At 32.7% G+C, this 21,809-nt stretch carries 20 protein-coding genes; 4 read left to right on the top strand and 16 right to left on the bottom strand.

Annotated elements, in window-relative coordinates; translation table 11 throughout:
* Positions 1–15: 15 nt before the first annotated feature.
* From EF514_RS08990 to EF514_RS08950, 9 genes are all read right to left on the bottom strand, one after another.
* Entirely contained in the window at positions 16–1,857 is a 1,842-nt protein-coding gene (locus EF514_RS08990; RefSeq protein WP_127725117.1) for an ATP-binding protein, read from the bottom strand.
* The gene (locus EF514_RS08985; RefSeq protein WP_127725116.1) at positions 1,854–2,789 is read right to left on the bottom strand and encodes a DNA double-strand break repair nuclease NurA; all 936 of its coding nucleotides are present in this window, start codon (positions 2,787–2,789) and stop codon (positions 1,854–1,856) included. Before EF514_RS08985 ends, EF514_RS08990 begins: the two co-directional genes overlap by 4 nt.
* Positions 2,782–3,597 carry a 16S rRNA (cytidine(1402)-2'-O)-methyltransferase gene (gene rsmI / locus EF514_RS08980; RefSeq protein ID WP_127725115.1) on the bottom strand — a complete coding sequence of 272 codons (816 nt, stop codon included), beginning with the start codon at positions 3,595–3,597 and terminating at the stop codon, positions 2,782–2,784. The genes EF514_RS08985 and rsmI overlap by 8 nt, the downstream gene beginning before the upstream one ends.
* The gene (locus EF514_RS08975) at positions 3,597–4,283 is read right to left on the bottom strand and encodes a tRNA1(Val) (adenine(37)-N6)-methyltransferase (RefSeq protein WP_127725114.1); all 687 of its coding nucleotides are present in this window, start codon (positions 4,281–4,283) and stop codon (positions 3,597–3,599) included. The genes rsmI and EF514_RS08975 overlap by 1 nt, the downstream gene beginning before the upstream one ends.
* Positions 4,284–4,395: 112 nt before the next feature.
* Positions 4,396–6,246 (bottom strand): DUF4153 domain-containing protein, encoded by a 1,851-nt coding sequence (locus tag EF514_RS08970; protein ID WP_127725113.1) that lies wholly within the window; start codon positions 6,244–6,246, stop codon positions 4,396–4,398.
* Between the two features lie 119 nt (positions 6,247–6,365).
* The gene (gene truA / locus EF514_RS08965; RefSeq protein ID WP_127725112.1) at positions 6,366–7,097 is read right to left on the bottom strand and encodes a tRNA pseudouridine(38-40) synthase TruA; all 732 of its coding nucleotides are present in this window, start codon (positions 7,095–7,097) and stop codon (positions 6,366–6,368) included.
* A complete protein-coding gene (locus EF514_RS08960; protein WP_127725111.1) occupies positions 7,094–7,891 on the bottom strand; it encodes an energy-coupling factor transporter transmembrane component T family protein in 798 nt (265 codons plus the stop codon). Before EF514_RS08960 ends, truA begins: the two co-directional genes overlap by 4 nt.
* On the bottom strand, positions 7,884–8,747 hold the full coding sequence (locus EF514_RS08955; RefSeq protein WP_127725110.1) for an energy-coupling factor transporter ATPase: 864 nt from the start codon (positions 8,745–8,747) through the stop codon (positions 7,884–7,886). The genes EF514_RS08960 and EF514_RS08955 overlap by 8 nt, the downstream gene beginning before the upstream one ends.
* Positions 8,738–9,559, bottom strand: a complete 822-nt coding sequence (locus EF514_RS08950; RefSeq protein ID WP_127725109.1) for an energy-coupling factor transporter ATPase — start codon at positions 9,557–9,559, stop codon at positions 8,738–8,740. Before EF514_RS08950 ends, EF514_RS08955 begins: the two co-directional genes overlap by 10 nt.
* Before the next feature lie 152 nt (positions 9,560–9,711).
* On the opposite strand from EF514_RS08950, the gene EF514_RS08945 reads away from it, so the two are divergent.
* The 3 genes from EF514_RS08945 to EF514_RS08935 are packed head-to-tail and all read left to right on the top strand — an operon-like array spanning position 9,712 to position 13,229.
* On the top strand, positions 9,712–10,506 hold the full coding sequence (locus EF514_RS08945) for an FAD binding domain-containing protein (RefSeq protein WP_164845582.1): 795 nt from the start codon (positions 9,712–9,714) through the stop codon (positions 10,504–10,506).
* Positions 10,503–10,952 carry a (2Fe-2S)-binding protein gene (locus tag EF514_RS08940; RefSeq protein ID WP_127725107.1) on the top strand — a complete coding sequence of 150 codons (450 nt, stop codon included), beginning with the start codon at positions 10,503–10,505 and terminating at the stop codon, positions 10,950–10,952. Before EF514_RS08945 ends, EF514_RS08940 begins: the two co-directional genes overlap by 4 nt.
* Before the next feature lie 3 nt (positions 10,953–10,955).
* The gene (locus EF514_RS08935) at positions 10,956–13,229 is read left to right on the top strand and encodes a xanthine dehydrogenase family protein molybdopterin-binding subunit (RefSeq protein ID WP_127725106.1); all 2,274 of its coding nucleotides are present in this window, start codon (positions 10,956–10,958) and stop codon (positions 13,227–13,229) included.
* 52 nt (positions 13,230–13,281) lie between these two features.
* On the opposite strand, the gene EF514_RS08930 is transcribed toward EF514_RS08935, so the two are convergent.
* Together EF514_RS08930 and EF514_RS08925 are read right to left on the bottom strand one after the other, a co-directional pair.
* Positions 13,282–13,554 (bottom strand): DUF1294 domain-containing protein, encoded by a 273-nt coding sequence (locus tag EF514_RS08930; RefSeq protein WP_127725105.1) that lies wholly within the window; start codon positions 13,552–13,554, stop codon positions 13,282–13,284.
* Positions 13,538–14,149 carry a DNA-3-methyladenine glycosylase gene (locus tag EF514_RS08925; RefSeq protein ID WP_127725104.1) on the bottom strand — a complete coding sequence of 204 codons (612 nt, stop codon included), beginning with the start codon at positions 14,147–14,149 and terminating at the stop codon, positions 13,538–13,540. The genes EF514_RS08930 and EF514_RS08925 overlap by 17 nt, the downstream gene beginning before the upstream one ends.
* An 86-nt stretch (positions 14,150–14,235) precedes the next feature.
* On the opposite strand from EF514_RS08925, the gene EF514_RS08920 reads away from it, so the two are divergent.
* A complete protein-coding gene (locus EF514_RS08920; protein WP_164845581.1) occupies positions 14,236–15,024 on the top strand; it encodes a putative ABC transporter permease in 789 nt (262 codons plus the stop codon).
* 85 nt (positions 15,025–15,109) lie between these two features.
* Here the strand turns inward: EF514_RS08920 and ileS are convergent, their stop codons facing one another.
* The 5 genes from ileS to EF514_RS10830 all read right to left on the bottom strand — a co-directional run bounded on the left by ileS (position 15,110) and on the right by EF514_RS10830 (position 21,602).
* Positions 15,110–18,205, bottom strand: a complete 3,096-nt coding sequence (ileS, locus tag EF514_RS08915) for an isoleucine--tRNA ligase (protein WP_127725102.1) — start codon at positions 18,203–18,205, stop codon at positions 15,110–15,112.
* A 220-nt stretch (positions 18,206–18,425) separates the two neighbouring features.
* Positions 18,426–18,842: an RrF2 family transcriptional regulator gene (locus EF514_RS08910; protein WP_127725101.1), complete on the bottom strand. Its 417-nt coding sequence runs from the start codon at positions 18,840–18,842 to the stop codon at positions 18,426–18,428.
* 83 nt (positions 18,843–18,925) lie between these two features.
* Complete coding sequence (locus tag EF514_RS08905) at positions 18,926–20,206, bottom strand: NAD(P)H-dependent oxidoreductase (protein WP_127725100.1); 1,281 nt, start codon at positions 20,204–20,206, stop codon at positions 18,926–18,928.
* Between the two features lie 29 nt (positions 20,207–20,235).
* A complete protein-coding gene (locus EF514_RS08900; RefSeq protein WP_127725099.1) occupies positions 20,236–21,438 on the bottom strand; it encodes an aminoacetone oxidase family FAD-binding enzyme in 1,203 nt (400 codons plus the stop codon).
* Positions 21,438–21,602, bottom strand: a complete 165-nt coding sequence (locus tag EF514_RS10830) for a hypothetical protein (protein ID WP_164845580.1) — start codon at positions 21,600–21,602, stop codon at positions 21,438–21,440. The genes EF514_RS08900 and EF514_RS10830 overlap by 1 nt, the downstream gene beginning before the upstream one ends.
* Positions 21,603–21,809: the final 207 nt, after the last annotated feature.

The following is a 21,809-nucleotide window of genomic DNA, read 5'->3' as shown; positions in this document are numbered from 1 at the left end:
TTGTCCTCCCAGTAATTAATTTTTCTTAAGTTTGTACTGCGCTCCTAAGAAAGTCTCTTCCACTTCTATTAATCCGTTTTTCTCCAATTCCTTAAGCTTTAAGTTAAATTGATCAATAGTATAGCTAACTGAATGTCTTTCATAGATGCTTTTTATTATATCCAAGCTGTCCACCGCTGTGGAAATGGGCATAAACTCACTGATATACTTTAAAAAATCTTCATTGTCCCTGGACTTAATAAGCGCCAATTCATCAAAGGGATTTTCCTTGTGTGGAGTCTGTGTATGCGAAGCTCTTATTCTCACATAGGAAGTTCTCCCCGCTTTGGCTGATGATATAAATACATCTCCTGTTGTCAAATAAGGCAGTCTTTTAGCCTCATCTGTTGCTATGTCCGTTTCTTCTCTTATTGTATCTATGTCTGATGCCCTGACGGTTCTGAAAATAAATTTAGTATTTAACTGGGCGGTTATAGTTTCATCTAAAAGCGTAGGTCTCTGTGTTGCTAAAATTAAAAACACTCCATACTTTCTACCTTCCTGTGCAATTTCTCTTAAAATAGATTTAGAAGGCGTTTCAAAACCCTTTGGTGCAAAATTATGAGCTTCATCAGTAACTATTATAAAAGGCGGGAAAAAGTCCTCTCGTTCATTTCTATAAACCGATTCTCTATATTCCCTTCTCTGATAGTACAATTTATTTAAAAGATATGTGGCAAATACTTGAATTATTCTCGTAGAACCTTGAATGACTATTAGCTTACCCACCTTTAGTCCATCTACCAGTTCCGTAATGTCTCTATTAAAGATACCCTCATTAAAAAGTTTTACCAATCTCCAAAGTATTCCCCTAACTGATTGGTTGGGACAGGTGGCATTGTATTTTTGATAGAGATTTTTTCTATCTGTCCACTTTTCTTCATCTTCTTTTGTTTCCGCATAAAATATTTTTTCCTCTATTTTTTCAACTGAGCCCACTTCCTGAGCTTCCATTAAATTTTGTAGTTTATTGAAAAAACTATAGTAATTACTACCTCGGACAAATAAAATATCCACTGTGTTATTCATAGAATCCGTAAGGGGACTTGAGGTGTTAAGGAGATTTTTAATATCTCCCACGGAAAGTTCCTCAAATTTAATTCCCACATCTACTCCCACCTGTAGACACTTAAAACTTTCTCCATAGTCAATATCTGCTCCCGCCGGAGATTTAACTGAAAAATCCATTTCATAGTGGGGATCTAAAACCACTGTGGGAACTTGTTTTTGCATAATCTCCTCTAAGACCACCCTTAGACCGAAACTCTTCCCGGAGCCGGAACCCCCAAAAACTCCAATATGAGGATATTCATGCATAGATTTATAGTCTAAGATAAAGGGAACGTCCTTCTGCTTAAAGTACTCTCCTTCATCAAAGGTTTTACATAAATTTAAATACTTTTCATCCATATTTAAAGTTAAATCATCAGTGTTTTTTATTACTCCCAAAACTAAACCCCTACTTGGTTCTGTGGAAATTAAAAGTTTCTCCACCTCTTCAAATTTCGGAATTCTCACTTCGCTTCCGGTTAAAACAGGATACTGAGCTTCTTTTAGAAGTCGTAATTTACCAATATAAATAGTTTCATTACTTACATCATAGCCCATTACCTTTAAGGACTCTATTACGGAACCGTCTATAAAGTCTCCGCCCATATCCAAGGGAATAAATCTATTAAAGGTCTTAGCTTCTACTATTTCTCCTATTAAATCTCCCTGCGCTTCATCAGAGATTATTAAAAATTCATTTATTCTAAAATTTCTATCTCTGGAACCTATATATACTTCCTGTTGAGTAGTTATTCCAAGTACTTTCATAAACTTCTCCTATCCCTTTCCGACACAAAAAACCTCTCATAAATATCCCTATCTAAATATTCTTCTAACATGGATTTTATAAGTTTATCTGTAATTCTAACTTCTTTATCTACTATATCAAGCCATAGCGGTATGCCCCTTGAATTGTAAGGCGTTAAAGTATAGATGAGATTTGCAGCTTCCTTTAAGTAGTTCTTTTGAGAATTTAAAATATCCATTCCCATGGCCGCTGCAAAACTGGAAGTCCTTAAAAAGGCACTGGAAATTCCAAACTCCAGTTTATTGTTAAAAGCATCATCTACCTCTAAACACTCTCCAATATTTAATCTGCCATATAGTAACTCCCTATCAAAATAGGAGCTTTCCAAATTATTTGCTCTGGATATAATATTGGTCTTAGTATCTTCTATTACTCCTATTAGAATAATCTCTTTCTCTTCGCAAATTTCCACTAATTCCTTAAACCTGTCATTATCCTCCAATATATATCTTACTAAACCTCCGTCCATCATAATAAAAGAAGGATTTTGTTTCTCTATGCAATTAATTGCCACATCTAATTCAATTTGCGCCAACATCTTGTTTTTATTTTCAATTTCAAAATTTTCATCCTTATTTAAATTTCCAAGAATGGGAGTATAACATTCATTTAAGTAGAGGTCCTCTCCTCTTGTAGGTTTTGCCAAAGCCTGAAATAAATCAATATAGTGAGGATGGGCTCCTCCAACTCTATTTGTAGAACCGTCAACTCCCACCACTGCTCCGAAATCTTTTAACTCTTCTTCACTTAATTTTTTTAGTGAGGATATTTTTCCAACTTTACTTAAAATCTCAATCCTGAATTTTTCATTGGGTAGAGCAAAGAAATCTCTATACTTCTCCTTTAACAATTCATTTACATTTTCAATTTCCCTTTGAATATCTTCAATCATCTTCGTCAACCTCTAAACTAATTTTATAAACTTCATTTTTAGAAATTCCATACTCTTTGGAAATTTCTTTAACTGCTTGAGATTTTTTCATCCCTTCTTTTAGCTTTTCCCTTAAAAGTTCACTGATGTTAAAGTTTATATCCTCTTCCTGCTTCCCTTCAACTACTATTACAAATTCTCCCTTTAATTTTATACTTTCTATATTATCTAAAATCTGAGAAAGCTCTCCTCTCACAGTCTCTTCATAAAATTTAGTAAGCTCTCTGGATATGGAAATTTTTCTATTTCCGAAAACTTCATAGATATCTTCTAAGGACTCTTTTAATCTATGAGGAGATTCATAAAATATTAAAGTATACTTTAAGGGTTTTAACTCTAAAAGTTCTTTTTTCCTAAGAGAGCTCCTGGAATTTAAAAATCCGTAAAACAAAAAATGCTCCGTACTTAAACCTGAATATACCAAAGCGGTCAGCGCCGCATTAGGTCCAGGTAAGACTTGAAATTCTATATCTTCCTCTATTAATTTTCTTATTAATATCTCTCCGGGGTCACTTATTCCCGGAAGACCTGCATCGGTTATTATTGCAATATCATTTTCTTTTGAAAGTTCTATTATATAGTCCGATTGAGAACTTTCATTAAACTTATGATAGCTTATAAGTTTCTTTTTTATATTGTAGTTGTTTAATAACTTTAAGCTTACTCGTGTATCTTCAGCTGCGATTATATCCACGCTGTTTAAAACTTCCAAAGTTCTTTTTGTTATATCAGATAAATTCCCTATAGGGGTGGGACAAAAATAAATCATTAAATCTCCTCATTTTCATATACCTTAATCAGTTCATCACTTTTAGTAATAAAATCCCGTTCAACTATTAAATTAGGTCTTCCTTGTTTTATGCCTTCAATTAATACCACTTTCGCCTTAGAGTTAAAATCTTTTTTCACAAATCTTATTCGTTTAACTTCAATTTTCCTTTTTCGCAACATATAAAACACATCAACTAATTTACTAACTGTAATTACCATGTACAACCTACCGGAATTTTTTAAAATATGTGCAGCGGCAATTATAAAATCTTCCAAACTTTCACTATGTCTCGCCTGGGTTATGGATTCTTTTTCATTAATAAGACTGTTGGAAAAATAGGGCGGATTCATTATAACACTGTCCATACTTTGATGATCTATATATTCCTTAATGTTTTTTACGTCAATATTAAGTCCCCTTATTTTTTGAGAAAGACCATTTTCTTTAATCGAAAGTTGCGAGTGAACATAACTGTCTTTATTTACTTCCACATTTATAAAACTATCTACGCCTTTTCTATCTATTAACCTAAGAGCTAAAAGTCCATTGCCGCTTCCCAAGTCGACACACCTTCCCCTTACTCTTGAAAAGGAAGACAGTATTAATGAATCGGTAGTATATTTAAAATTTTCATCATCTTGGTAAATAAAGTACCCTGTTCCGGGTATAAAATCCTTATTCATATATTTTCCTCACTTATTTTAACATAAATTTAAAAATTTCGTTACAAGCTTAAATACTACTTCGCCTATAAGATTTCATTTAATAAAAAAAGAGAAAGTTATACCTTCTCTTTTACAATTCGCTTTTCATCAGTTGAGGTTTAGTTTCCACCGTCTTTAAATTACTCAACTTAAACTTATTATCAACTAATAAATAAAACTCCATATAATAAAACCTATCTTTTTCCGTCAATCTTTGTTCGCTTAGACTTGTGAAAATTATCTTGTACTTTATTCCGTTAGATATTCCGCTAACCGCTAAATTATCAGGCTCAATTATGCCCTTTGCCTTTTTTAACACCCTTACCTTATCAAATACCTCTTTGGAATTAATCGTGGCAATATTTAATACATTTTCTTCATCTACATAATCCAGTACTATACTATCTCCTGCTAGAGAAATTCTATAGTTTCCCACAGATTGTATAGGCATATCAATCATATCGGAACTTAGAGAAAATTTCATAATTTTACTGTATCCCGATATGTCCAGAGCACTGTTACCCTCAAAATAATAATCTATAAAGTCATTTTCACTGTATATTGAGGAACTAAAGCCAAAAGTTTCTTCAAAATTACTTCCGTTTAATTCAAAATCCTTTGGAATATACTTTAATTCCCAAGGTCTGTGATTATTTATCATATAATTTACTACACTTACTATTTGCTCCCTATCCTCTTCGGATATATTACTGTTAGGAACAATTTTATTTCCCTTTAGCATATTGTTTTTAACAAGCACTTTAGTAAATCTTCTGTTTTGACTTCCTCTTGAAAGACTATAAGCTGAAATAGGTCCAAGGGAAGATACTATTATTATTACACTTAAAATTACAGGAATTAAAATACTTGAATTATCTTTAAAAAAGATAAAGTATAAAATGGAAATCACTGAAAAAACTCCCGCCGCAATTACAAAGTACCTGCTTTCAGTAAGTCCATATTGATTAATTCTAATTCCCATAGATAAAAACATCATAAATAACGCTGGCAATAAAGCCACCGGAAAATACTTTTTAAAATATTCTGCTAAATTATTATCCTTTATCACTTTTAAAATAAATAGGAAAATTATGGATAAAGTTGAAAACCATAAGACTAAATTTGTAATTATACCTTGTGGCCATTGTCTTTGAATTAAGATTTTGCCAAAATATAAATACAATATTAACAGATAAACAGAAAAAATCGGAATTAAAATATATACTATTAAAATTTTTGTAGGTTTTGTAAGTTCATAATTACTGAAAGAATCCATTGCATTTGGTAAGTTTGCCAAAAATACACCTAAATTAAAAGGCATAAAAACTATAATGCCAGTTTTAATATAAGCGGTTTCACTTACAGCAATCCCCAAAAGTCTTTCAGATGCATAGAATATAGCAGATAAACCAGCAAATAATATTACTGAGTATACTGTCGAAATTGCTATTGCAGTTAAAAATTTAATTAAATATACGGAATAATCCTTGTTGTAGAAGATTTTTGAAACGTAAAAGGAACTAACTATAAAGAACAAAAGCAAGCCAAAATACTCATAGAGATTTTCATATAAAAACAGCTGTTGATCTTCCGTAATTAACAATTTATATACACCGTACAGCAACGGAATGCTAAGTATATATATAATTACCTTTAGATACTTTATCTTCTTCAATTGTTCCGTAGTCGTCGTGCTTATTAAGAAGCCCTCATTAAATAACTTTATAAATATATAAATAAAAGTAGCCATTAAATATAAGTAGCCAAATTTAATGTTACTTGTATTTAAAGAAACATTTGCCACTTCTACATTCATTTTATTATTAATGTCCAATATAAAAAACAAGGCACTTAAAATTATACATGCCATTGGTATTGGAAATCTCTCAAAGGACTTTTTCGTCTTATTTAAAGCACCTTTTATAATATAAAATACTTTCATACTTCCTCCAATGAAAATATAATAACTTAAATATTGAAATATCACAATGAAAAACAATTCATTGTCACCATTTTTTAACTATTTTGTAACTACTTAGTTGTTTCCTATAAAAATTAAAATTAATAATATATTTTCATTAAATAAAGACCATAACTTGGCGCCGTTGGTCCCGCAGATTTTCTATGTTTCTTATTTAAAGCTTCAAGCATAAACTCCGAGCTATATCGCCCTCTTCCTATTTCTATGGCAGTACCTACAATAATTCTAATCATATTTTTTAAAAAACTCTTACCCCAAAAATCTATATAGATAAAGTTTTCATCTTCTATTACTTTTATTTTATCAATTCTTCTAATAGTATCTTTTACTATGGCATGTCTACCCATAAAAGATTTATAATCCTTTTCACCTATTAGATAATCCAAAGCCTTTTGCATATTTTCAATATTTAACTCGAAGGGATAGTTAAAAGCCCTATTTCTATATATGGGATTTCTAAATCTGCTCTTATATATTATATATCTATAATACTTACCCTTGGCTGAATACCTTGCGTGAAAATTATCAGACTCATACCTGGCTCCCACTACGGAAATATCTTCAGGTAGGTGATAATTTATAACCTTGGGCAAATTACCTATATCAATGGTGGTATCGGAATAAAAATTTACACACTGCCCCATTGCATGGACGCCTTTATCCGTCCTGCCGGCAGTGTATAGTTTAACCTCATGTAAAACCGTCTTCTCAATAGCTTTTTTTAAAACACCTTCCACTGTTACCAAGTCAGGTTGAATTTGAAATCCATGGTAGGAGGTTCCATCATAACACACTTTTAAAAGTATATTCATATATATCTCCATAAAATCACTACTGCAAAAAAGACCATATTTAATACAAAGGCCACATAATCTTTCTTTTCAAGAGCCAGTTCTTTAAATTTAGTTCTTCCATCTCCGCCTCTGTAACATCTTGACTCCATTGCCGTTGAAAGTTCATCTGCCCTTCTTAAAGAGTTAATAAAAAGCGGCACTAAAAGGGGAACCAAATTTTTAGCTCTATTTAAAATATTTCCCGATTCAAAATCCGCCCCTCTTGCAATCTGTGCCTTCATAATTTTATCAGTTTCCTCAACAAGTGTGGGAATAAATCTAAGGGCAATAGTCATCATCATTGCAATTTCATGAGCAGGAACTTTTATTACTTTTAAGGGCTTTAAAAGTGCTTCAATTCCATCTGTAATTTCAATAGGCGAAGTGGTTAAAGTCAATAAACTCGTTCCACTTACTATTAAAAGCAGTCTAATGGCCATTTTAATTGCCGTATCCAAACCTTCTTCAGATATGGATATAAACCCGAATTTAAATAATACCTCTCCCGGTATAAAGAGCAGGTTAATTATAAAAGTAATTAAAATTATCCATCTTAAAGGTCGCATACCTCTTAAAACTATTGAATAAGGTATTCCAGAAATTTTAACAACTAATGTCAAGTAGATAAATATAAATAAATAGGGAATATAGCTTTTAATAAAGAACAAGGTCATTATATACATTAAAACTGCAATTATTTTTAACCTTGGATCTAATCTATGAACTATTGAATTTCCCGGATAATATTGTCCAACAGATATATCTTTAAGCATCTTTTCTACCCCTTAAATACTTTTCTATTTCCATCTTTGCCTCTTCCACAGTTATGCAATCAGTATTGACGTCTGCCCCTCTTCGTTTTAGCTCAATTAAAAAAGAAGTAATTTGAGGAACTCCCAATCCTATTTCCACAAGTTCTTTTTCTCTTTTGAAAATATCTCGCGTTTCACCGTCCATTACAATTTTCCCATGGTTCATAACGACTATTCGCTTTGCCAATTTAGCCATGTCTTCCATACTGTGGCTTACTATAATAATAGTCATATTTCCCTTTTCATATAAGTTTTTTATCTCGGAAAATATTTCATCTCTACCTCTTGGATCAAGTCCGGCAGTAGGTTCATCTAATATTAAAACCTGAGGTTTCATAGCTATTACTCCGGCTATGGCAACACGTCTTTTCTGTCCTCCCGACAATTCAAAGGGCGATTTTTCCTTATAAATCTCATAATCAAGACCTACAAGCTCCATAGACTCCTTAACTCTAATATCCACTTCTTCAGAACTTAAGCCTAAATTTACAGGACCAAAAGAAATATCCCTCTCAACTGTTTCCTCAAAAAGTTGGTACTCGGGATATTGAAACACTAGACCCACCTTTTGTCTTATGTCAATTAGCGGTCCTTTTTGTGTAATATTTTTACCATCTACTAAAATTTCCCCACTTGTGGGTTTAATTAATCCATTTAAATGTTGAATTAAAGTGGATTTGCCGGAACCCGTATGACCGATTAAGCCTATTAAATCCCCTTTTTCAACAGTTAAACTCACATTTTCCAAGGCTACTTTTTCAAATACAGTACCTTCACCATATATGTGTGTTAAATTTTTAACTTCTATTAAGGACATATTTCACCTACCAACTCTTCAACGCTTAAAACTTTACCGTCTATTTCAAAACCGTCTCTATTAAGTTCAAAGGCAAGTTCAGTTACTTGCGGAACGTCTAAGCCTATTTCCTTTACCTTATCTACATTGGAAAATACCTCTCTGGGTTTTCCCTCAAGTATAATTTTACCCTTTTCCATAATTACCAATCTATCACTTAACGCCGCCTCATCCATGTAATGGGTTATTAAAATTATAGTTTTATTTTGCTCTTTATTTAGCTTTTGAATAGTATCCATAACTTCTTTTCTACCCGTTGGATCAAGCATTGCCGTTGGTTCATCTAATATTATATACTCCGGAGACATAGCTAAAATACCGGCTATTGCCACTCTTTGTTTTTGCCCTCCTGAAAGCATATGCGGTGAACTCTTTCTATAATTTGACATTCCCACAGCTTCTAAGGACAAGTCCACTCTCTCTCTTATTTCCTTTGATGGAACACCAAGATTTTCAGGTCCAAAGGCAACGTCTTCCTCAACTACAGTGGCCACTAATTGATTGTCGGGATTTTGAAATACCATTCCCGCTCTTGATCTTATATTCCAAATGTCCTCTTCATTTTTAGTGTTCATACCATCTACTAAAATATCTCCTGTAACCGGCAAAACCAATCCGTTTATTAATTTTGCCAAAGTACTTTTTCCGCTACCGTTATGTCCAAGTACTGCTACGAATTCGCCTTCTTTTATTTCAAAGTTTAAATCTTCTATTATATAATTTGATTCTTCACTGGTTTCATATTTAAAAAACACATTTTCTATCTTTATCATCAATTTTACCCCTTGTTATAATTTTATAGTTTATTACAAGCAATGGAAGTTTTCAATACGTTTATATAAATATACCATTAAAGATGAATTAATTAAAATATTTATGTAAAGATGGTATAATAAGCTTATTATAATACAAATGGGAGAGAATGATGTTTCAACTAAATGATTATATTAAACCTGATTCAATTGATGAAGCCTACAAATTGTTACAAAAATCTAAAAACAATGTCATCTTAGGCGGAAATACTTTTTTAAAATTATCCGATAAAAAATATAATATTGGAATTGACCTATCTAATTTAAACTTAAATGAAATTTCCAAAACCGAAAATGAATATGAAATTGGCGCCTATACTACCTATGGTGATATTTGCAGATATGAGGAGTTTCATTCCTTTGCAAGTGGGGCTTTAGTAAGAGCTATTGAAAATATTGTAGGTTCACAGTTTCGTAACCATGTCACCGTAGGAGCAAGTGTCTATTCTAAGTATGGTTTTTCAGACTTTATACCTGTCCTATTGGCCTTAAAAGCGGAAGTTTTGCTTTATAACAATGGGAGAATGAGTTTAAGTGAATTTTTAAATTCAAATATAAAAAGAGACATTTTACTTAAGGTATATATACCAATAGGAGATATTAAGTGTATTTTTAAATCTTTCAGAAGTACAAAAACCGACTTTTCTATAGTTAATTTAGCACTTTCTGAAAATAACGGAAGCTATCTTTTAGCTGTGGGAGCAAGACCTTCTCTAGCAGAGCTTTGTCCATTGACTTCCAAATTCTTATCGGAAAATAAAATAGATAAAACTGTTATTTTAAAAGCAAAGGAATTACTCTTTAATGAAATTTCCTTTGGAAGCAATGCTAAAGCAAGTAAGGAATACAGACAAAAATTGGCAGGCAATTTATTTAAAAAAGCTCTACTTGAAATGGAGGAACTATGAACATTAATTTAAATATAAACAATAAAATCTATAATTTACAAGTTGACGTTGATGAACCTCTTCTAAAGACCCTTAGAACTTTGGGATTTAAATCGGTAAAAAGTGCCTGTGAAACTTCAAACTGCGGTCTTTGTACAGTTTTAATTGATGATCTTCCACATTTAAGCTGTACTATTTTAAGTGTCCAATGTGAAAGCAAAAAAATTGTAACTCTTGAAGGACTAAGTGAAGAAGTTAAAATAATAGGAGATTTTATAGCTGAAGAAGGCGCAGACCAATGCGGCTTTTGTTCTTCAGGCTTTATAGTAAATGTAATATCTCTTAAAAGACTTTATCCGGACATAAGAGATGAACTATTTATTAAAAACTATTTAAGCGGTAATTTATGTAGATGTACGGGATATGAAGGGCAAATGCGTGCCGTTAGAAAATATTTGGAGGTGTGATTTTTGAAATATATAGGAAAAAGCATAAAAAAAGTTGACAGTACCTCCATACTTCAAGGAAGAAAGGTATATACAGATGATTTAGCCGATGATAATGCCTTAATTATAAAATTACTTAGAAGTCCTCATCCCCATGCTCTAATTAAAAGTATAGACACTTCCAGAGCTTTAAAGGTGGAAGGCGTGGAGTGTATTTTAACCTATGAAGACGTACCAAAAACCAGATTTACCTTAGCCGGTCAATCCTACCCTGAACCCTCCCCTTATGACAGGTTGATTTTAGATAGAGAACTTAGATATGTGGGAGATCCTGTTGCAATAATAGCAGCCGAAAATGAAAAAGCAGCGGAAAAGGCAAAAAAACTTATTAAAGTTGAATATGAGCTTTTAGACTTTGTAATAGATTTTGAAAAAGCTGAAGAAGGTCCCATGGTTCACAGCGAAAGACCTTTTAACCACCTACCTAAAAATGTTATTTTATCCGATTATGATAAAAACATAGTAGGTCAGCACAATTTGAACTTTGGAAGCGAAAATATTGATGAAGTCTATGATAAATCTCCTGTGAAAATAGATTCAACTTACTATACACAGGCGCAGGCTCAATCAATGATGGAAACTTTCCGCTCCTATAGCTATATGGATTCTTTTAATAGACTGGTAGTAGTATCCTCTACTCAAGTTCCCTTTCATATTAAAAGACAACTTGCACAGGCTCTTGAAATTTCACCAAGTAGAATCAGAGTAATAAAGCCTAGGATTGGAGGAGCCTTTGGAGCCAAACAGACTTCGGAAACGGAAATATACCCCGCTCTTGTTACTTTAAAAACCAAGAAGAGCGCTAAAATAGTCTATAGCAGAAAAGAAACCTACTACGCTTCAAACAGCAGACATGCCACTAAAGTAAGAGTTAAGGTGGGAGCTGAAAAAGATGGGACTATAAATAGCATAGACATTGATGCACTTTCCGACCAGGGAGCTTACGGCACCCATGCTTGGACTACTTTAAAATTAATCGGAGAAAAGACGCTTCCTCTTTATAATTCAGTTAAAGCTTCAAGATTTAAAGGCAAGACCGTATATACTAATAAAATGCCCGGAGGAGCTTTTAGAGGCTATGGGGCAACACAGGGAGCCTTTGCAGTGGAGTCTGCTATAAATGAATTGGCAGCCAAACTTAAAATGGATCCTGTGGACTTAAGACTTAAAAATTTAACTACTCAGGGTGATATTACCACTTCCTTTAATAAAGACATTAGAAGTTCAAGACTTGATGAATGTATATTAAGAGGGAAGGAATTAATAGATTGGGACAACATCTATCCCGGAGTAAAGATCTCCCAGGATAAGGTACTAAGTGTGGGAACGGCCATAACTATGCAGGGCTCGGGTATTGAAAAAATAGATACTTCAACTGCTCAAATAAAGTTAAACGAAAGTGGAGACTACACCCTATTTGTCAGTTGTACCGATGCAGGTACGGGAACTGATACTATAATGGTACAAATGGCTGCGGAAATTTTAAAAACCGATATTGAAAATATAACTTTAATTGTAGCCGATACTGATTTAACACCCTTTGACCCCGGCTCCTATGCTTCCAGCGGCGCCTATACTACAGGAAACGCAGTAGTAAGAGCTGCAAATAAAATGGTGGAAAGACTTAAACTGAAAGCTTCTAAAATTTTAAAAGTAGATGTAAATAGTATTGACTTTGACGGTATGAATTTCTCCGCCAAGGAAGAAAATTTACCTTTAAATACACTGTCGGAAAAACTTACAACAGGAGAGGAAGGGCATACTGTAATTGAAACAGGTCATTTTGGAAATGACGACTCACCTCCTCCTTTTATGGCCGGATTTTGTCAATTGGAAACAGACCTGTTAACAGGAGAAGCCAAAGTTGTAAAATACGTGGGAGTAGTTGACTGCGGAACTGTGGTAAATGAAAATTTAGCTAGAATTCAAGTTGAAAGCGGAATTGTTCAAGGTATAGGCTATGCTCTCTATGAAGATGTTCAATATGACAGCAAAGGAAAGGTTACTACTGACAGTTTTATGAAGTATAATATTCCAACGCGTTTGGATATAGGCGAACTTAAAGTTGAGTTTAAGGAGAGTTTTGAGCCTACAGGACCTTTTGGCGCAAAATCCATAGGTGAAGTGGTAATAAATACTTCTGCACCTGCCATTGCAAATGCAATTTACAATGGAATAAATAAAAACTTTAGAAAGTTGCCGATAAAACCTGAAGATATTTTATTATCTCTTGATTAAAATTAATTGATTTTAATAGAAAAAAGCTTGTGTTTAACTAACGCAAGCTCTTTTACTGTATAAAATAAAATATTAAAAAACATTGTATAATTAAGAAGACCGGAACTAAAATCTTAAACTTCCACTTCTTAGTCTTATGGTGAAATACTGCCATTGCAGTTAAGGCGCCAACACTTCCAAATAAAAAAGTCGTCAATAATAAAGTGTGTTCAGATATTCTACTTTTTCTAGCTATAGCCCTTCTCTTGTCTAAAAAATAAAGAAAAAATGAAAATAGATTAATAAAAATCAAATAGTAGATAACACTTTTATTTAACTGATACATGGTCATTGCCCTCTATATAAAATCTGTAGGGAAAGTCTCTGGCTTCCTCTGCATAATCAATACCTATTCTCTTTGACCTAACTGTTTTAAAATCTTTAAAACCGTCATCTTCTAAGTATACAATTTGAGAACTACACACATCTTCTCCGTTATAACTTCTATCAATATTTAAAGCCATTGAAAGTTTTCCTGGTCCGTTTGATAGATTCTTTCTCTTATAACTGTTTAACTCTTCATACTTTAAGCCATATCTGTTTCTAGCCATCTCATCTATTCCAACTACAGGTTCAATTCCCCTAATCAGCACTGCTTCTCCCAAGTCTTTCTTATTACTCACAATGTTTATTAAATTATAAATGCCATAGTTTAAATATATATAAAGATGGCCGGCACTTCCATACATTATTTCCGTCCTACTAGTTCGCTTACCTCTATATGTGTGACAGGCCTTATCCCAGTAACCTGTATAGGCCTCAACCTCAACTATCCTTGCCACCAACCGAATCTTTTCAGTTTCTCTTATAATAAGCTTTCCCAGCAAGTCCTCTGCCACGTTGACAGTGTCCCTTTCATAAAAGTCCCTACTTAACTTCATATTTTAACTCCATCTAATTATCTTTAAGTTTAAAATCGTGTTATAATTGACATTATATCATAAAGTTTTTTAAGAGAGGTGATGGCTTGAGCTTAACTTTTATACAATATCTATTTCTGTTTTTTATATTTTCCTTTTTGGGCTGGGCTGTTGAGGTACTTTTTATATTTATAGTACACAATAGGTATGTAAATACAGGTACTTTAAATGGTCCCATATGTCCAATTTACGGTTTTGGACTACTATTTGTATTAAAATTTATATATGGACTTAATAATGTATTTTTGATTTTCCTTGGAAGTGCTTTAATAGCCACTGTAGTTGAACTTATTGGAGGTCTTTTGCTTTACCAAATCCTTCATAAAAGATGGTGGGACTACTCCAATATTCCCTTTAACTATAAGGGCTACATATGTCTTAGGTACTCATTGTTTTGGGGGTTGGGAGGAACTTTTGTATGTTACTTTTTAATGCCTGTAATTTTAAAATTAAACTCCCTGCTATGGAATTTAACCTATCTTTATTACGCACTAACTTTTGCTTTTACAACTGTATTTATAATTGACGTAGTATCCAGCTTTCTATCAATATTTAAACTTAGAAGCAAGTATGCGGAAATCAACAATATTGCAAGAGAACTTAGACATTTAGGTGATGAAATTAGCAGAAGACTTGTTGATAATGTGCCTGATTTAGATATAAACAAGGAAGAGTTGAAATTTGAATATTTAAGAATAAAAGAAAAATATAAAAATCTTTTAGAGAGAGAACTTCCAAAAGAGAAACGATTCTTTGATAAATTCCCTAATTTGGGAATAAATAACATTCTAAAAGAAGTCTCACAAAAGTTAAAAGATGACTTTAATGAAAATTAAAACTTAAATGCAATTATAAAAATATACTTATACAACAATTAAATTCTAAATTTAAAACTCCACTTGCTAACAAGTGGAGTTTATATTAACTGTGTTTTTCAATTTTTATCTTACTTGGTCTGCCGTTTAAATCAACTTCCCCATCGTCTAATTCAGATCTCTTAACATCTACTGCCAAAACTTCCTTTTTTATAAAGTCACTGTAATTGCTAAGAGCGTTCATAACTTCATCGCCACATTCAATGGATACATTTATATTGTCCAAGACCTCTAGGTCTTCCTGTTTTCTAAGTTGTTGTACTTTGGAAATAAATTCCCTTACAAGACCTTCTTCAATTAATTGAGGTGTAAGTTCTGTGTCTAGAATTACAAAAAGATTGTTTTCCATAATTACGTCAAAACCTTCTTTAGATTTTATATTTACTAAAATATAATCCTCTAAAATTTCAGTATCTTCACCCTTTAAATTCATAGTCACAGGTCCTTCTGAAAGTTTCTGAACCAATTCTTTAGCATCTACATTTTTAAGTTCTTTTGTAAAGTCCTTAATCTTAGGTCCCAGTATTGAACCTACAACCTTAAAATTAGGCTTTAATTCATAGTCCATAAATACTGAAAGATCTTTTTCAAAAACCACTTCTTTTACGTTTAATTCCTCTTTTATTAAATCAGTAAGGTCTCCTATTATATCTTTATATTTCCCGTCAATTATAACCTTTGAAATAGGTTGACGCACCTTTATTTTCACTTCTTCCCTTGACGCTCTGCCAAGTGCAACCAGATTTCTCACAAGGTCCATTTTTTCTTCAAGTTTTTCATCTATTAAAGATTCATCTGAAGTTGGATAATATTCTAAGTGTACTGATTCACCATCTGTTAGGGATTTAAATATCTCCTCTGCTGTAAATGGAACGAAAGGTGCAATAATCTTTGTCAGTCCCAACAAAACTTCATAGGTTGTACTGTATACGGATTTTTTATCTTCATCTATTTCGCTTTTCCAAAATCTTCTTCTATTTCTTCTAATGTACCAATTTGAAAAATCTTCAATTACAAACTCCTGTATATTTCTAACAACTTTTGTCAATTCAAAGATTTCCATATCTTCTTTGACACTCTTTAATAGATTATTGTATTTTGATAAAAGCCATCTATCTATTTCATCTCTGTTTTCCGGAGAAACTTTAAACTCTCTTGGATCTATTCCATCTGTATTGGCATAAAGGCTAAAGAAATTATAAATATTTCTTAAGGATCTAAAGAATTTAGAATCTATTTCCCTTAATCCTTCTTCGTCAAACTTTGTCGGAGTCCATGGAGGAGATACATACATTAGATACCAACGCACCACATCTGCTCCGTATCTATCAAACAATTCAAAAGGTTCAACTGTATTTCCCTTGGACTTACTCATTTTCTTTCCATGCTTATCAAGAATTAAGTCATTTACCAACACATTTTTATAAGGACTTTTCCCTGTCATATAGGTTGAAATTGCTATTAGCGAATAAAACCAACCTCTAGTTTGGTCTATTCCTTCACAGATAAAATCTGCAGGAAACAAGGTATCAAAATCATCTTTATGCTCAAAAGGATAGTGCCATTGTGCAAAAGGCATGGAGCCGGAATCAAACCATACATCAATTACATCTTTTTCTCTAGTCATTTCTCCCTGACATTTCGGACACTTTAAATGAACGTCATCAACGTAAGGTCTGTGCAATTCTATTGTCTCATCAATATCTTCAACAGCTTTATCTACAAGTTCTTCAATTGAGCCTATGGACTCGCTGTGCCCACACTCACATTTCCAAACCGGTAGAGGCGTACCCCAATATCTGGACCTTGAAATAGCCCAGTCATTTAAATTCTCCAACCAATTCCCAAATCGCTTTTCACCTACAAAGTCAGGAAACCAGTTAACGCCGTTATTGTTTTCTATAAGTTTTTCTTTAAATTTTGTCACTTCAATATACCATGATGGATGAGCATAATAAATTAACGGTGTATGACATCTCCAACAGTGAGGGTAATTGTGAACGAATTTTTGTTTCTTAAACATTAAACCATTGTCTTTTAAATAGTGAATAATTTCATGGTCCGCATCAATTACAAATTGTCCCTTCCAAGGAGTTGCCGTAAATTTACCGTCCTCATCTACCGGGTTTATTACAGGAAGGTTGTACCTTCTACCGGTTTGATAGTCATCTTCACCAAAAGCCGGAGCTGTATGAACTATACCGGTACCATCTTCAATAGTAACATAATCTGCACAAGTTACATAAAATGCTTTTTTATCAGGTGTAACAAAAGGTAACAACTGTTCGTACTCAACATATTCCAGTTCTTTTCCCTTAAATCTATCTAAAACCTCATATTCGTCATCAATTACTTTAGATGCCAGTGCTTCTGCCAAATAGTATATTTCATCGTTATATCTTACCTTTACATAATCTATTTCCGGATTTACAGTAAGAGCCACGTTAGAAGGTAATGTCCAAGGAGTAGTAGTCCACGCAAGGAAATATTCATCTTTATCTTTTAATTTAAACTTTGCTACAACAGTTTCAGTTTTAATTTCTTCATAGCCCTGAGCTACTTCGTGAGATGCAAGTCCAGTCCCACATCTTGGACAATAAGGCAATATTTTATGTCCTTCATATAGAAGACCATCTTTAAACATTTTATCTAAAATATGCCATACTGATTCAATATAACTATTCTCAAGAGTTACATAGGGATCATCAAGGTCTATTAGATATGCCATTCTCTTTGTTAGCTCTCGCCACTCTTTTTCATATTCAAAAACCGAATCTCTACACATCTTATTAAATTCAGCAATTCCATATTTCTCAATGTCATGCTTGTTTTCAAGACCGAGTTTCTTTTCAACTTCTATTTCCACAGGAAGTCCATGTGTGTCCCAACCCGCCTTACGATTTACTTTATATCCTGTCATAGTTTTATAACGGCAGGTTAAATCCTTAAGAGTTCTTGCCATCACATGGTGTATGCCTGGTTTTCCATTTGCTGTAGGAGGTCCTTCATAAAAAATATATGATTGATTTCCTTCTCTCGTTTCCACAGATCTATGAAGCAAATCAATTTCTTCCCAGTACTTTGAAATATTCTCCTCTCTGTTTTTGACCGATTCTTTTGAAAGGGTTTTAAAAACCTTCATATGTCTATCACTCCTTATAAAATATAAAAAATCCCTTTAGATAAAGGGACGAACAATGCCGCGGTACCACCCTAATTATAGGTTACTATCACTTACAATCTTAACGCGATTAACGTTAGAACTCCAAGCTGATCCATATAATTTAATCTATGCTTTCCCACCACATAAGCACTCTCTTAAAGATTTCGATTATACCTTTCTCTTCATTGTTCTATATAGTCTATATAAATTCATCTAACGTTGCCCCACTAAACATTTCAATTAGGGCATTATTTATATCTAACAACTTCATATGAAATTTACAATAATTATACGCTGCAGGATTTGAACCAAATAACGTACAGTCCGGGCCCTCTTCATCTAAACAGTTATTTACTGTAATTGGACCATCAACTGCAACAATTATATCATATAAAGAAATTGTCTCCTTGGGTTTCTTTAAAAGATATCCCCCAGTTGCACCTCTTTTAGCTTCTGTAATTCCTGCTAAATTTAGCTTTCTCAATATTCTAAGTGTAAATCTCTCTGAGATGGCTTGTTGTTTTGCTATTTTAGGCGCCCCTGTAACTTCTCCTTCCCTACTAGCTAGGTAGGCGCATATTCTAAATGCGTAATCTATCTCTCGGGTTATTCTCAAAATATCACCATTTATCTTTCCTTTTTTATTGTTATACTATACTACTATAATCCCATTTTAAATATAATATAATAAATTACTACTTACGTCAATTTAAAATAATTATCCTGTTCTTCTCGTGTTTCCACAATCTTTAAATTCGGATCCAATATTACATCATCATAAGTTAGCAATTCATCTTTTTTAACATTTCGCTTCATTGTTACATTGCCAGTTAAAAGTCCAATTGGAAGTAAATTATTTTCCCTTTGAATCAAGCCTCTTTCTAAGAGACCATAAACAGTATGCCCTCCTATTCCATCTATTTTATCACCTGCTCTTAAGTCCTTTTTTGCCACTGCTACAGTTTCAGCCACAGGAGCTCCTATACTTGCTATGGAACTCTCTTTTAATACTACGGCTTTAATAATGGATATAGGAGTTTCAATACTAGTTAAATGGTAAGGTCTATAGATTACAAAATTTGGTCCCTCTCCCATTTTTAAATAACTCATTTCAAAGTCAATTATCTCCGATTTAGATTTTACTATTGCAAATACACCCGGAGCTATGCCTCTTACAAAATCAACAATATTATAATTATTTAATTTTCCACCATCAGATTTCAACTTAATATCTTCAACTAAAGTTTTAGTTGTGGAATTAAAACCATGACACCCTCTTATATCAGGAAGAAATCCCGTTGCATTGCAAACCACATTAAGTTCGGTCATTGTATTTGTTCCATCTACAAAGGAAGTCAACATCTTAGGATTAATACCCTTTTCCATTGCCTGTTCTCTTAGATTATCCGGTGTCGCATAATAGTCCAAATCGTTATTCTTTCCTTTACCCAATACTAAAACTTCAAAACCCACAGTTTTTGCAAATTCAAACAGCTCCAAAATAGCTCCCGGTTCATCTCCTGCAGTTCCAGTATATACCACTCCATTACGGTCAGCTAAAACCTTTAAATAACATCCAACTGTAGCATCCATTTCAACATTTAAAGTAACTATATGCACACCATTTTCTATTGCACATAGAGAAATTTTCGTTCCGGCTTCCGTATTACCTGTACAATCAACTACACAATCTGTAATAGTAGCAGCTATTTCATTATTAGTTGTGGCTATATAGTAGCCCTTATTCATTGCCTCTTTGGCTTCATCTATGGAATTTGTTTCAAATATCTTATCTTTACCTATCTTTGCTTTTTCAAAAACAGTATACACTGATTCCAATCTATTAGAAGAAAGTACAGCCGGAATGAAATTATCTAAAATTTCAAGTTGTGCTACAAGAGAAGTCCCCATTATACCCGCTCCTACAACTCCAACTTTAATCTCTCCAAATTCCTCTAAAGCCCTTTTTAAATAGAACATAAATTCCTCCAAAATACAGTAACGTAATCTTAATCAATTGACCTGGCTGCTATTATAGCTGAAGTTGCAGCCCATTGAATATTATATCCGCCACAATCTCCATCTACATCCATAACCTCTCCAACTATATATAAATCCTTTATAATTTTTGATTCAAAAGTTTTTTCATCTATTTCAGCTATGTTAATTCCCCCTTTTGTTACTTGGGAATTTTCAAATCCTTTCGTTCCTTCAACTTTAAAACTTATACTTAATAGTAGACCTACTAACTTATTATAGTCTCTATTAGACATAATATTTACAGGAGTATCTGCGTTTAATTTCAACATATCTAAAATCATATATATAAACTTTTTATCAATCACTCCCAAAAGCCATCTTTCAATAGTATAATTTTGAAAAGTATATAGTCTGTTGTAAAGTTCCTCTTTAGTTTCTTTCACCTTTTCTACATAGTTAATAAGGGACATCTCAATAGTTAAGTCATCCTTAAAAAAGTTGACAGAACGAGATATATCTAATACTGGAGGCCCACTTATACCATAGTTTGTAAAAAGCACTTCTCCATACCTTCTATCAACAATTTCCCTGTTTTTATATAATTTTATCTCACTAACTACCTTAACGCCACTTAAGTGTTTTAAATATTTAGAATCCAGCTTAACCTGAGTAAGTGCCGGAAAAATTTCACCTGTACTATGACCTAATTCTTTTAACAGCTTATAACTCTTTCCATCTGAACCTGAAGAAGGCATAGAAGAACCTCCTACGGCAAAAATTATCTTATCTGCAAAATATTCTTCATCATCAGTTCTAACTATAAATTTCTTTTTCTTTCTTATTGAGATAACTTTTTTAGAGGTTAAAATTTCAACCCCTATGTCTTTTAATTCCTCTAGAAGCATATTCACTACACTTTGTGCCTTTAAAGTAATAGGATATATCTTTCCATTATTTTCCTCAGTTGTAACTATACCTAAGTTATTTAAATAATCTTTAAAATCATTATTATTGAACTTGGAAAGTGCATACCTAGTAAAATCTCCACTATCATTATAATTGCTTTCACTTAACTTTACATTAGTTAAATTACATCTTCCATTTCCAGTAACCAGCATTTTTTTTAAAATTCTGTCATTTTTCTCTAAGATTATAACATTATGCCCTCTTTTTTTTAGCTCTATGGCAGCGAAAACTCCTGAGATTCCACCACCAATTACTATAATATCCATTAAAACCAAGTCCTCAATATATAAATTATATATAGCACAGTAACTATTACAAAAGCCAAAGTGGTTTGTTTTTTCTTTTTATAAATTGCATACCCTGTAAAAAATAATAACAACAACAAAAATAATATATTTGTTGACAGAGTATTCGGTAAAGTCATAGACATTTTATCCTCCTTAAACACTCTTATAATTATATATAATAGTTTGAAATTTTTAAAGCACTAATCTTTAAAGCTTATTAAATTAAAAGTTACAAAACTGTTTTTCCTTTTAAAAGGATAGATTCTAAAAACTTTAACAGGAAATTATTATTAAAATCTCTTTTAAAGATGTTTAAAAAAATTTCTAATTTATTAAAATTTACTATTATT

Source organism: Anaerosphaera multitolerans, assembly GCF_004006535.1.
GTDB lineage: Bacteria > Bacillota > Clostridia > Tissierellales > Peptoniphilaceae > Anaerosphaera > Anaerosphaera multitolerans.
This window is presented reverse-complemented; position numbering and strand designations above follow the sequence as displayed.

Coding starts and splice junctions, on each gene's coding strand:
- EF514_RS08955 (WP_127725110.1), bottom strand. CDS start 8,747: ATGTCCTTAATAGAAGTTAAAAATTTAACACACATATATGGTGAAGGT.
- EF514_RS08900 (WP_127725099.1), bottom strand. CDS start 21,438: ATGGATATTATAGTAATTGGTGGTGGAATCTCAGGAGTTTTCGCTGCC.
- EF514_RS08960 (WP_127725111.1), bottom strand. CDS start 7,891: ATGCTTAAAGATATATCTGTTGGACAATATTATCCGGGAAATTCAATA.
- EF514_RS10830 (WP_164845580.1), bottom strand. CDS start 21,602: ATGTCTATGACTTTACCGAATACTCTGTCAACAAATATATTATTTTTG.
- rsmI (WP_127725115.1), bottom strand. CDS start 3,597: ATGATTTATTTTTGTCCCACCCCTATAGGGAATTTATCTGATATAACA.
- EF514_RS08930 (WP_127725105.1), bottom strand. CDS start 13,554: ATGTATCAGTTAAATAAAAGTGTTATCTACTATTTGATTTTTATTAAT.
- EF514_RS08905 (WP_127725100.1), bottom strand. CDS start 20,206: ATGTTCTATTTAAAAAGGGCTTTAGAGGAATTTGGAGAGATTAAAGTT.
- truA (WP_127725112.1), bottom strand. CDS start 7,097: ATGAATATACTTTTAAAAGTGTGTTATGATGGAACCTCCTACCATGGA.
- EF514_RS08940 (WP_127725107.1), top strand. CDS start 10,503: ATGAACATTAATTTAAATATAAACAATAAAATCTATAATTTACAAGTT.
- EF514_RS08945 (WP_164845582.1), top strand. CDS start 9,712: ATGTTTCAACTAAATGATTATATTAAACCTGATTCAATTGATGAAGCC.
- EF514_RS08975 (WP_127725114.1), bottom strand. CDS start 4,283: ATGAATAAGGATTTTATACCCGGAACAGGGTACTTTATTTACCAAGAT.
- EF514_RS08925 (WP_127725104.1), bottom strand. CDS start 14,149: ATGAAGTTAAGTAGGGACTTTTATGAAAGGGACACTGTCAACGTGGCA.
- EF514_RS08950 (WP_127725109.1), bottom strand. CDS start 9,559: ATGATAAAGATAGAAAATGTGTTTTTTAAATATGAAACCAGTGAAGAA.
- EF514_RS08970 (WP_127725113.1), bottom strand. CDS start 6,246: ATGAAAGTATTTTATATTATAAAAGGTGCTTTAAATAAGACGAAAAAG.
- EF514_RS08990 (WP_127725117.1), bottom strand. CDS start 1,857: ATGAAAGTACTTGGAATAACTACTCAACAGGAAGTATATATAGGTTCC.
- EF514_RS08985 (WP_127725116.1), bottom strand. CDS start 2,789: ATGATTGAAGATATTCAAAGGGAAATTGAAAATGTAAATGAATTGTTA.
- ileS (WP_127725102.1), bottom strand. CDS start 18,205: ATGAAGGTTTTTAAAACCCTTTCAAAAGAATCGGTCAAAAACAGAGAG.